8 protein-coding genes are annotated in these 11773 nt (G+C 53.4%); 3 read left to right on the plus strand and 5 right to left on the minus strand.

From position 1 onward, the window contains the following. Window positions 1–397: 397 nt before the first annotated feature. Window positions 398–4282 carry a phosphoribosylformylglycinamidine synthase gene (locus DCX48_07265; protein QXE14332.1) on the minus strand — a complete coding sequence of 1295 codons (3885 nt, stop codon included), beginning with the start codon at window positions 4280–4282 and terminating at the stop codon, window positions 398–400. A 216-nt stretch (window positions 4283–4498) separates the two neighbouring features. Here DCX48_07265 and mltF point away from each other — a divergent pair, with 216 nt between their 5' ends. Continuing rightward, on the plus strand, window positions 4499–6007 hold the full coding sequence (gene mltF, locus DCX48_07270) for a membrane-bound lytic murein transglycosylase MltF (protein ID QXE14333.1): 1509 nt from the start codon (window positions 4499–4501) through the stop codon (window positions 6005–6007). Window positions 6008–6154: 147 nt separating this feature from the next. Here mltF and tadA read toward each other — a convergent pair whose 3' ends face one another. Genes tadA through murQ form a run of 3 tightly spaced genes read right to left on the minus strand, consistent with a single transcriptional unit; the run spans window position 6155 to window position 8341 of the window. Then, window positions 6155–6679, minus strand: a complete 525-nt coding sequence (gene tadA / locus DCX48_07275) for a tRNA adenosine(34) deaminase TadA (protein ID QXE14334.1) — start codon at window positions 6677–6679, stop codon at window positions 6155–6157. 49 nt (window positions 6680–6728) lie between these two features. Then, window positions 6729–7367, minus strand: coding sequence for an acid phosphatase AphA (aphA, locus tag DCX48_07280; protein ID QXE14335.1), 639 nt, complete (start codon window positions 7365–7367; stop codon window positions 6729–6731). A gap of 47 nt (window positions 7368–7414) precedes the next feature. Beyond that, window positions 7415–8341 (minus strand): N-acetylmuramic acid 6-phosphate etherase, encoded by a 927-nt coding sequence (gene murQ / locus DCX48_07285; GenBank protein QXE14336.1) that lies wholly within the window; start codon window positions 8339–8341, stop codon window positions 7415–7417. A gap of 277 nt (window positions 8342–8618) precedes the next feature. Here murQ and DCX48_07290 point away from each other — a divergent pair, with 277 nt between their 5' ends. Together DCX48_07290 and DCX48_07295 are read left to right on the plus strand one after the other, a co-directional pair. Continuing rightward, window positions 8619–9308 (plus strand): hypothetical protein, encoded by a 690-nt coding sequence (locus tag DCX48_07290; GenBank protein QXE14337.1) that lies wholly within the window; start codon window positions 8619–8621, stop codon window positions 9306–9308. Window positions 9309–9317: 9 nt separating this feature from the next. Further along, window positions 9318–11270: an EAL domain-containing protein gene (locus DCX48_07295; protein QXE14338.1), complete on the plus strand. Its 1953-nt coding sequence runs from the start codon at window positions 9318–9320 to the stop codon at window positions 11268–11270. 121 nt (window positions 11271–11391) lie between these two features. Here the strand turns inward: DCX48_07295 and DCX48_07300 are convergent, their stop codons facing one another. Beyond that, a complete protein-coding gene (locus DCX48_07300) occupies window positions 11392–11736 on the minus strand; it encodes a tryptophan synthase subunit beta (GenBank protein ID QXE14339.1) in 345 nt (114 codons plus the stop codon). Window positions 11737–11773 lie beyond the last annotated feature (37 nt).

Raw genomic sequence — 11773 nt, forward strand, 5'->3', positions numbered from 1 at the left:
AAATAACACACTAATTAATAATGATTTTTACTTTAAAAATCACCAGAAAACACATTAACCAGAATCCAAATAACGAAAATACGCGTAAAAGAGACGATTTATGTCGCTAAAAACAGACAGCTTTATGACATCATTACGCTATCTATATAAATCAATCATTTAAATGTCACTAATTAGAGACAGCGAAAAACCAGTCCGTCGCAAAAAAACGACAAACCGAGAAAACAGACGTAAAAAAGGGGCCGAAGCCCCTAATGCCGATCGTTTAAAAACCGAGATACACGGAGCGACCACGGGGCGAGGTGTCCCTACGGGAACCTCATCCCCGTGTTTCTCCTAAAATGAGGCTTAAGTGATCAGTATTAGGCCGAAGCCCCTTTCCCTAACTGACGTTAGCTCAGCCCAGCTGTCTGCGTGCGTTGCGGAACATACGCATCCACGGGCCATCCTCGCCCCATTCTTCTGGGTGCCAGGAGTTACTGACGGTGCGGAACACGCGCTCAGGGTGTGGCATCATAACGGTTGCACGGCCGCTGGTGCTGGTTACCGCCGTAATACCGTTTGACGAGCCATTTGGGTTAGCCGGATAGTTTTCGGTTACCTGTCCGTAGTGGTTGATATAACGCAACGCGACCAGACCGTGCTCTTCAATCGCCGCTAAATGCGCATCGTCGCGGACTTCAACTTGCCCTTCGCCGTGTGAAACAGCAATCGGCATACGTGACCCTGCCATGTCGTTCATGAACAGCGACGGGCTTTTATCCACTTCGACCAGACTGAAGCGCGCTTCAAAGCGATCGGATTTATTGCGGACAAAACGCGGCCAGAGATCGGCTCCCGGAATCAGCTCACGCAAGTTCGACATCATCTGGCAGCCGTTACATACGCCCAGCGCCAGCGTCTGTGGACGCAGGAAGAATTCAGCAAATTCATCACGCACGCGAGCGTTGAACAGAATGGATTTAGCCCAGCCCTCACCCGCGCCCAGCACGTCACCATAAGAGAAACCACCACAGGCAACCAGCGCTTGGAAATCCTGCAAGTTACGGCGATTTGCCAGCAGGTCGCTCATATGGATGTCGATGGCATCAAAGCCTGCACGGTGGAACGCCGCCGCCATTTCTACGTGGGAGTTCACACCCTGCTCACGCAGGACAGCCACTTTAGGCCGGACGTTCTTAGCAATGTAAGGTGCGGCAATATCTTCCTTCGGATCGAAGGTCAGCGATACATTCAGACCGGGATCGTTATCATCCTGTCTGGCGATGTGTTCCTGATCGGCACACTGTGGATTATCGCGCAGGCGCTGCATCTGCCAGCTGGTTTCAGCCCACCAGCGGCGCAACGTCGAACGGCTTTCCTGATAAACCGCTTCTGCACCCTGATTGATGGTGAAACGCGTTCCTTCCTCAGCCTGACCGAGATAATGCACACAATCTGCCAAGCCATGCAGCGCCAGAATAGCGTCCACTTCGGCACGACGCGCGGCCGGAATCTGAATAACGGCACCCAACTCTTCGTTAAACAGCGTCGCCAGCGTATCCTCGCCCTGAGACGCGATATCAACAGTGACGCCGCAGTGGCCAGCAAATGCCATCTCCGCCAGCGTCACAATCAAGCCACCGTCTGAACGATCGTGGTAGGCCAAGAGCGCCTTAGCTGCGACCAACTCTTGGATAGCATTAAAGAAACCTGCCAACTGCTCTGGACTATGAACATCTGCCGTTTTACGGCCCAACTGGCGATAAACCTGTGCCAGCGCCGTTGCGCCCAGCGCTTTATTGCCTGCACCCAGATCGATCAGCAGTAGCGCATTATCCTGCCCGGTGCGCAGTTGTGGCGTTACCGTGTTACGCACGTCTTCCACACGAGCAAACGCAGAAATCACCAGCGACATCGGCGAGGTGACCGCGCGATCTTCGCCTTCTTCCTGCCAGCGGGTTTTCATCGACATGGAGTCTTTACCCACCGGGATCGTCAGACCCAACGCCGGACACAGCTCCTCACCCACGGCTTTAACCGCATCGTACAGTCCAGCATCTTCGCCGGGATGCCCTGCTGCGGCCATCCAGTTCGCAGACAGCTTCACGCGGGTCAGCGGGCCAATGTGCGTAGCAGCAATGTTAGTCAGCGCTTCACCCACGGCCAAACGCGCGGAGGCTGCGAAGTTACGCAGCGCGACAGGCGCACGTTCGCCGATAGACATCGCTTCGCCGTAATAGCTGTCGAGGCTGGCGGTGGTCACAGCACAGTCAGCCACCGGCACCTGCCATGGCCCGACCATCTGATCGCGCGCCACCATACCGGTGACAGAACGGTCACCAATAGTGATCAGGAAGGTTTTTTCCGCAACGACTGGCAAGTGCAGCACGCGCTCGACCGCTTCAGCCAGATAGATGTCGTCACGCTGTAGCGGCGTACCCTCTACCTGTTTGCGCTCAACGTCACGCAGCATCTTCGGCGTTTTACCCAGCAGCACATCCAGCGGTAAATCGATAGGTTGGTTGTTGAAGTGACGATCGTTCATCGTCAGATGCAGCTCTTCCGTCGCTTCACCAATCACCGCATAAGGTGCGCGCTCACGGCGGCAAATCTCATCAAACTGTGCCAGTTGTTCAGGGGCAACCGCCAGAACGTAGCGTTCCTGCGATTCGTTACACCAGACTTCCAGCGGGCTCATGCCCGGTTCGTCGTTCAGAATATCGCGCAGTTCAAAGCGACCACCGCGACCACCGTCACTCACCAGTTCCGGCATAGCGTTAGACAAACCGCCCGCCCCAACATCGTGGATGAACAGGATCGGGTTGGCTTCGCCTAATTGCCAGCAGCGGTCGATCACTTCCTGACAGCGACGCTCCATTTCTGGGTTATCGCGCTGCACAGAAGCAAAATCCAGATCCGCATCGGACTGACCCGATGCCATGGAAGAGGCCGCGCCGCCGCCCAGACCGATATTCATGGACGGTCCGCCCAGCACAATCAGTTTGGCCCCGACGATAATTTCGCCTTTTTTGACATGATCGCCACGGATGTTACCAATGCCGCCTGCCAGCATGATCGGTTTATGATAACCGCGCAGCTCTTCGCCATTGTGGCTATCGACACGCTCTTCATAAGTACGGAAATAGCCAGTCAGTGCAGGACGGCCGAATTCGTTGTTGAATGCCGCGCCGCCCAATGGGCCTTCGGTCATGATATCCAGCGCGCTGACAATGCGATCTGGCTTGCCGAACTCCTCTTCCCACGGTTGGATAAAGCCAGGAATACGCAGGTTCGATACGGAAAAGCCCACCAGACCCGCTTTCGGTTTGGAGCCACGGCCTGTCGCGCCTTCGTCACGGATTTCACCGCCAGACCCTGTTGCTGCGCCCGGCCACGGTGAAATCGCGGTTGGGTGGTTATGCGTTTCAACCTTCATCAGGATATGTGCGTCTTCCTGATGGTAATCATATTGTCCGTTGGCATCGGTATAGAAACGGCCGACAGCGGAGCCTTCCATAACGGCGGCGTTGTCTTTATAGGCAGAGAGAACGTGATCGGGTGTGTGTTCAAAGGTGTTTTTGATCATTTTGAACAGTGATTTCGGCTGAGTTACGCCGTCGATCACCCAATCCGCGTTAAAAATCTTGTGGCGGCAGTGCTCAGAGTTCGCCTGTGCGAACATATACAGTTCGATATCGGTTGGGTTACGGCCCAGATTGTTGAAGGCTTCCAGCAGATAATCGATTTCATCTTCCGCCAATGCCAGCCCCAGACGGACGTTCGCTTCTTCCAATGCCTGACGCCCTTGCAGCAGAATTTCGATGCGCTTGAAAGGTGCTGGCTGATGATGAGAGAACAGGGCTGCAGCCTGTTTCAGGTCGCTAAATACGCTTTCCATCATCCGGTCATGCAGCAGTGCCCCCAGTTGCTGCCACTGCTCATCGTTCAGCGTTGGCGCATGAATATAGAAAGCCAGACCGCGTTCCAGACGCAGTACTTTGCTTAATCCACAGTTATGGGCGATATCCGTCGCTTTGGAAGACCACGGTGAAATGGTGCCGGGACGTGGCGTCACCAGTAACAGATGACCTTGCGGCTCGTGCTCCGCGAGAGAAGGACCATACTTCAGCAAACGTGTCAGTTTGGCCTGTTCATCATTGTTCAGCGGAGTGCTGACATCGGCGAAATGTACGTATTCAGCATAGATATCGCTGACCGGCAAAAGGTGCTCTTTGCAGCGGACCAGCAATTTATTAATACGAAAAGCCGATAAAGCAGGTGAACCACGCAGTATTTCCATAATCTAAAGTTCTCTCGTCTTCGATGCACTGGCTGCAATACAGCCATTGGGCACAACAGGGGGGAAACGCGCATATTATAGAGAATCCTTCCCTCGGACGAAACCGTTTGCGTGGCGATAATTTCACTTCGCATCCACCGAATGATTAATCGGTGACCAAATCAATAAAAGTTGCACACTGGCGGTTTGTTAAGCAAAATGCCCCCACTCTGGGAAATGACGTATAAAAAAACTGCCGTTACAGACAGCCTGGCCACACGGCCGCCGAGAGATAACTATTTGAAGCCTTTAAAATTAAATTATTTTTTCATCGGGATTATCACGTTACTTCTGGCATTAGCGCTATGGCCTAGTATTCCTTGGCGCAGTAGTCAGGATGTGCAGCTCAGGCAGATCCTCTCACGCGGTGAGTTGCGTATCAGCACCGTTAACTCACCGCTGACTTATGCAATGAGCAACGGATCCCCGACAGGTCTGGACTATGAACTGGCAAAACGTTTCGCCGATTACCTCGGCGTCAAGCTGGTGGTCTCGTCACGTAAGAATCTTGACGAACTGTTCGACGATCTGGACGGTGACGATGCCGACCTGCTGGCTGCCGGGCTGATTTACAATCACGAGCGTTTGGAACGTTTCCGTGCTGGCCCGACCTACTACTCCATTTCACAACAGATGGTCTACCGCCTCGGATCGCCCCGCCCAAAAACATTGGATAAGCTGCAAGGCCGTCTTGTTGTTACGTCGGGCTCCGCCCATGCGGCTACTCTGCGCGATTTAAAAGCAGAGAAGTACCCGCAATTGAGCTGGGAATCTGCCTCGGATCAGAGCACGCAGGAATTACTGAAACAGGTTGCCGACGGCAAACTGGATTATACGCTGGGTGATTCGGTCACCATCGGCTTGATGCAGCGTATTCATCCGCAGCTCGCCGTCGCCTTCGATCTCAGCGACGAAGAGCCTGTCATCTGGTATATGCGCCGTTCGCACGATGACAGCCTGTCCGCTGCACTGTTGGATTTCTTCAGCCAGCTTGTCGAAGACGGTACGCTCGCACGTCTGGAGGAGAAATATCTCGGCCACGTTGGTGAATTCGATTATGTCGATACCACTACGTTCCTGAGTGCGATTGATGAAACGCTGCCGGATCTGCGCCCGCTGTTTGAAAAATATGCCACCGATATCGACTGGAAGCTGCTGGCGGCTATCTCCTATCAGGAATCACACTGGAACCCGCTGGCAACCTCCCCTACTGGCGTGCGTGGGCTGATGATGCTCACGCGTAACACCGCAGAAAGCCTGAACGTGACTGACCGAGTCGACCCTGAGCAAAGTATTCGCGGCGGCGCACAATATATGTCGCATATGATGCAGAAAATGCCGGATACCATCCCGGAAGATGAAAAAATCTGGTTTGCGCTGGCGTCCTACAACATGGGATACGCCCACCTGCTTGATGCGCGTAAATTGACTGAAAAACAGAAAGGTAACCCCGACAGCTGGGTCGATGTAAAAATGCGCCTGCCGATGCTGAGCCAAAAGCGCTATTACACCCAAACCACCTACGGCTACGCACGTGGACATGAAGCCTATAACTACGTAGAAAACATTCGGCGATATATGGTGAGTCTGGAAGGCTATCTGATAGAGAAAGAAGCTAAAGTGCAGCAGCAGACACAGATTGCACTGGGCTATCCAGCCGTTCCTCTCACCAAAGTGCCGGAATAAAAAATACTAGAATGGACCTATACCCTAAATAATTCGAGTTGCGTGAAGGCGGCAACTGAACGAATCCCCAGGAGCTTACACAAGTAAGTGACTGGGGTGAGTAAGGGCAGCCAACGCACAAGCAGCTTGAAGTATGACGGGTATACGCTACTCCTGCGCGGCGTTTTTCTCGGCTGCACGACGGGCTTTATGCTGCTCACGGCGCATACGGAAGAACGCGCTGAGCGTCGCTGAGCATTCATCAGCCAGAACACCGGATTCAATCACGATCTGATGATTCATGCCGGGATGGCGCAGAATGTCCACCAACGACCCCGCAGCCCCCGTTTTCTCATCTGACGCACCGTAAACCAGACGACCGATACGACTGTGTATCATCGCACCCGCACACATAATGCACGGCTCCAGCGTGACATACAGCGTGGTCTCCAGCAGGCGATAGTTCTGCAACACCAGCCCTCCCTGCCGCAACGCCATAATCTCGGCGTGCGCGGTAGGATCATGATGTCCTATCGGCCGGTTCCACCCTTCGCCAATCGCTTCATTATCCAGCACCAGCACTGCGCCAACTGGCACTTCGCCTTCATCCTGAGCACGCTGAGCCAGCGTCAATGCATAGCGCATCCAGTATTCATTATCACGCAGGCTACTCACGTTTCCTCTCTCAATCATTCACATTTTGGCGGCGCATTATACCTATATGGATGGCGTATTGAAGGCGTTACTCCAACTGTTGCAGACTACCTTCCGGCGTCACTCGCCAGCGGTGTTCGCAAAAATAGAGCAGCGGATTGTCCTGTTTGCTGTCGCTGTAACCGCTGTAGAGCTTGAGCGGTGCGCCAAGACGCTGCTCCATCTGCGTCACTTTTTCATGCCCGAGACAGCGCAGCGTTAATACCCAACCACCGTAGCGGCGTGTAATTTGGCTCCCCATCAGACGAACACCGGGCAGAAAAGGCGAATCGTGATAGACCCGCTCAACCAGCCGCTGTGGCGATCCGGTCACCAGCCAGACCTGCGCATCGCTGTCTTCAAGATAGGTTTTCAGCCGCTGCTGAACCTGAGGAAACGGTATAACATCGCGACGAAACACGCCGACAAACTGCTTTTCAAGCTGAACGAGGTCGTCTTCGTCACGCCCAAACGTAATCGCCCACAGCAGCCAGCTCATCGGCCAGCGAGCCGCACGACCACGAATCAATAATCCCAGTCCAATAACGGGCAATAGCGGAATAACCAGGACGAGGTTTAACGGCAACCGACGAAGCAAAAAACGCAAAAAGCTGCCAAACATGTCCTGCTGATGCAACGTGCCATCCAGATCAAAAAAAACAATGCGTTGCTCTCGCTTATCACTCAAAACGTTTCCCCCGATTTACCTCAAGATAGACCGACACCAAAGTAGTCTTACCCGCCAAGTAACGCCTCACGCAGATAGCCGTTGTGCTGCTTCAAACGTTCACGTGCCGCTTCAACGCCAATATTAGCCAGAAGCATCAGAATCGCAGGCTTAACGTCGTTATCCGACTGCTCCAGCGCCTGTCGGGCGCTGTCCAGATCGGCCCCCGTCGCTTCCACCACGATGCGACAAGCCCGATCCAACAGCTTCACGTTGGTTGCCTTCACATCAACCATCAAATTCTGGTACACCTTGCCCAGCTTAACCATTACGCCGGTAGAAATCATATTCAGGACTAATTTTTGCGCCGTACCCGATTTCAGCCGCGTCGAGCCCGTTAATGCTTCCGGACCGACGACCGGAGATATCGCGACTTGTGCTTCCTGTGCAATAGGCGAATGCGGGTTACAGGAAATCGCCGCCGTCCGGCAGCCAACGTCACGCGCATAGCGCAATGCGCCAATCACATACGGCGTTCGGCCTGATGCCGCAAGGCCGATCACCATATCGGTAGCCGTTAAACTCAGCGCTTTCAAATCAGCTTCACCGAGCGCAGGATCGTCTTCTGCACCTTCTACTGCCTTGAGTAACGCTCCTGGCCCGCCAGCAATCAGGCCGATAACCAGCCCGTGCGGCACGCCAAACGTCGGCGGACACTCAGAGGCATCCAATACGCCCAAACGGCCGCTGGTTCCCGCACCCAGATAGATCAAACGTCCACCCGCCTGCAACGACGCCGTTGCCAGATCGACAGCCTCAGCAATCGCGGGTAAAACCTGCGCAATCGCTTCGGGCACTTTCCGGTCTTCCTGGTTAAACACCTGCATCATCTCCAGCGTAGAGAGCTGATCCAGCGTCATCGTTGCCGGGTTCCGGGTTTCAGAAACCAGCGTCCCTAAATTAAGGTTCTCTCCATTCACTACCCCTGAACTCATTCTGATACCTCATGCTTTATGTCAGCGTTCTTCACACGCCTATGACAAACCACTATTTTCACCACTATACCCCAAATAGTTCGAGTTGCAGGAAGGCGGCAAGAGAAGGAATCCCGATGAGCTTACTCAGGTAAGTGATTCGGGTGAGTGAACGTAGCCAACGCACATGCAGCTTGAAGTATTACAGGTATATACTGCTTTTGAGACCTATGAAAGTACGCTATTCTGCATCGAATTCACTCTCCACATTCATCTCGCAAGGTAAGCAGAAACCTCAGTGCGACTCTCCGGGTTCAGAATCTCCAGTTACACGCTCTTCTTTATTAGCTGTCTGCTGTTTCTGCTGGCGGGTTCCCTGCGTGCGGACTGGGATTTTATTACCATTAATCAGCGGACCGAGCAGCTTTATGGCCCAGCAACGCCCGATGCTCGCCGCCGGATAGATGAATGGCAGACGCTGTTGGTGAATTCCCGTAATAAAGAGGAAAAGGCTCTACTGAGTAGCGTGAACCAATTTTTCAATGACCGAATGCTGTTTCGCGATGATATTGTCATCTGGAATCAGGAAGATTACTGGGCAACCCCGATTGAAGCACTGCGTAAAGGCGCCGGGGACTGCGAAGATTATGCGCTTGCCAAGTATTTTACGCTGCGTCATTTAGGCGTCTCTGCGGACAAATTACGCATCACCTATGTTAAAGCCCTGCGTCTGAATAAAGCGCATATGGTCGTGACCTATTATCCCACACCGACCTCGATTCCGCTGGTGCTGGATAATCTGACCGACAAGATCCAACCTGCAACAGAGCGCAACGATTTACTTCCGGTGTACGCCTTTAATGGCGATGGTCTCTGGCTACCGGGAGCCAGTGGCAGCAACAAACGTGTCGGTGACAGTAAACGACTTTCACGCTGGCAGGATGTCTTAACCAAAATGCGTGCCGAAGGGTTTTCAATTGAGGAGTAAGGGTAGGCTATGTCTCTATACAAACAACTACTGATAGCCATCTGCCTGTTTGTGCTAATTATTTTCAGCGGAAGTTTTTTCGTCAGCCTGGAAAATTCGCGTGAACAGTACAATAACCAGCTTCACTCTCACGCACAGGATGCCGCTACCGCACTCGGGCTTTCCCTGACGCCAAATATTGATGACCCGGCGATGGTGGAGCTGATGGTCAGCTCAATTTTCGACAGCGGCTATTTTTCCAGTATTCGCGTGCGAGATTTAAAAACCGGTAACGTCACGTTGGAACGCACCGCATCGCCGGATATCCCTGACGTGCCGCTCTGGTTTGTCCAGTTAGTAGATCTTCAGCCCGGCGCTGGCGAAGCCATCGTCATGCGCGGTTGGGAACAGGCAGCCAAAGTCGAAGTGGTCAGCCACCCAATGTTCGCAGTAACCCGACTGTGGCGCAGCAGTACAGCGACCTTCCTGTGGCTGCTTGGCTGCGGCACGTTGGGCGTACTCATCGGCGCGTTGTTCCTACGTCGCCAGCTACGCCCGCTCGACTATATCGTCGACCAATCGCTGGCGATTACCCGTCGTGAATTTCTTAGCCAACCGGATTTACCCAATACGCCCGAGTTCCGCCGCGTCGCGCAGGCGATGAACCTGATGGTCAGCAAACTCAAGACGCTGTTTGAAGAGGAGGCGGAGCGGAGCGAGCGCTTACGTCAGGAAGCCTATCAGGATCCACAAACCGGATTGAATAACCGCCGTGCGTTTGACATGCAGTTCAACGACAAACTGGCCGATGAAGAAACCGCCCCCGGCTTTCTTATCATGATTCGCGTGCAGGATTTGGCCGGGATGAACCAGCGGCTGGGTGGTCAGCGTACCGATGCACTGTTAGCCTCCGTCGGGCATATCCTGCGCAAAACGCAAAAGCAGCACACGAATACGGAGAGTCTTCTGGCACGTATCCGCGGAGGGGAATTTGCGCTGTTCTGCCCGGGCCTGGTCGATAAAGAAGTCTATGCGCTGATTGGCGAACTGACGCGTAACATTGAAACCTTACATCTGACAGGCGAAACCGACGTTTCGCCTGTCGCCCAATTCGGCATGGTACCTTTCCGACCCGGCGACACCGCGCAATCCTTATTTATTCAGGGCGATCAGGCGCTCACGCGGGCCGAAAGCGATACCGATACCACTGCCCCTTACGAGATTCCTTTGGCCGGTGCCGAACAGGTCGAAACCGATCGCCACATGTGGTTTAACCTGCTCGATCCTATCCTTGAACAGGAGCGTTTACAGCTTTTCCTGCAACCCGTCGTAGCGTGTGACGACCCCAGTCAGGTCCTGCACCACAAAGTACTGGCTCGCATTCAGGATGAGCAAGGGAACAGCATCGCAGCAGGTCGATTCCTGCCGTGGATTCAACGCTTTGGCTGGGATACCCGTCTGGATCAGACCATGCTGCGCGAAGTATTGGATTATCTCCGCCAGCACGACGGCAACCTCGCGCTAAGTTTGTCCGGCACCACAGTTCTAAATCTTCATCTGCTCGCCGATCTGCTCGCCCCATTGAAGCATCAGCCAGAGGTCGCCAGACGACTCATTCTGGAACTGGATGAGAATCAACTGCCAGACAGTGCCCAATTGGAAACCTTAATCAAGCTGTTGAATGAACATGGCTGTGCACTGGGGTTACAGCATTTTGGTGGGCGGTTTAATATGATTGGCAATCTGTCCCAGTGGGGGCTGGCTTACCTGAAAGTCGATGGCAGCTACATCCGCAATATAGACCAAGAAGGCGATAAGCAAATGTTTATCGAAGCGCTGTATCGCGCCACCAACAGTATTGCCCTGCCGCTTATCGCCGAACGTGTTGAAACCGCAGGTGAGTTGAAAGTGCTTCAGGAAATGGGATTACAGGGCGCAATGGGACGGCTGCTGGGTGAACCGATGCCCGCGGTCAGGGCCTGACACAACATCGTTTGAGTTAACTGTGTTTAACGACCCCAGCTTCTCCCTACTCATTGAGAAGCTGGGATCGACGTTAAAATATCATCTATTTACAACATCATGTCTTCAAAAGATTATCGCTTCAGAACATCGTTTCTTCATCGTCGCCAATCAGCTTGTTCAATCCGCCATTCAGCGCTTCACGCGCCTGCGCACGGTTGATCAGCTTCAACTGCGCTGCCTGAGGGAAATCGGTAATGCTGACCACGCCTTTCTGAATCAAAACCTGAATTAAATCCTCCAGCACGCGCACCATTTCCAGATCGCTTTGCCGGAGTTGCTGCAAGCTGGACATCGCCGCCTGATGGCTACGGAACCAAGCCTGCGCCTCGCGTGAATCATCGGATAACTCGCCATTCATTTCAGGAAAAGGACTCTCTTCTACCTTCATCAGGTGGCCATCACTATCGCGCTGGATATAAAACATTTTCGGAGCCCCTTTAATTTTTTGATAAAGAAAGGAG

The sequence above is a fragment of the Pectobacterium atrosepticum genome, from assembly GCA_019056595.1.
Lineage (GTDB): Bacteria > Pseudomonadota > Gammaproteobacteria > Enterobacterales > Enterobacteriaceae > Pectobacterium > Pectobacterium atrosepticum.

Excerpts from the sequence above, each read along its gene's own strand:
- DCX48_07265 (QXE14332.1), bottom strand. The coding sequence starts at position 4,282 with ATGGAAATACTGCGTGGTTCACCTGCTTTATCGGCTTTTCGTATTAAT.
- mltF (QXE14333.1), top strand. The coding sequence starts at position 4,499 with ATGACGTATAAAAAAACTGCCGTTACAGACAGCCTGGCCACACGGCCG.
- tadA (QXE14334.1), bottom strand. The coding sequence starts at position 6,679 with ATGATTGAGAGAGGAAACGTGAGTAGCCTGCGTGATAATGAATACTGG.
- murQ (QXE14336.1), bottom strand. The coding sequence starts at position 8,341 with ATGAGTTCAGGGGTAGTGAATGGAGAGAACCTTAATTTAGGGACGCTG.
- DCX48_07295 (QXE14338.1), top strand. The coding sequence starts at position 9,318 with ATGTCTCTATACAAACAACTACTGATAGCCATCTGCCTGTTTGTGCTA.
- DCX48_07300 (QXE14339.1), bottom strand. The coding sequence starts at position 11,736 with ATGTTTTATATCCAGCGCGATAGTGATGGCCACCTGATGAAGGTAGAA.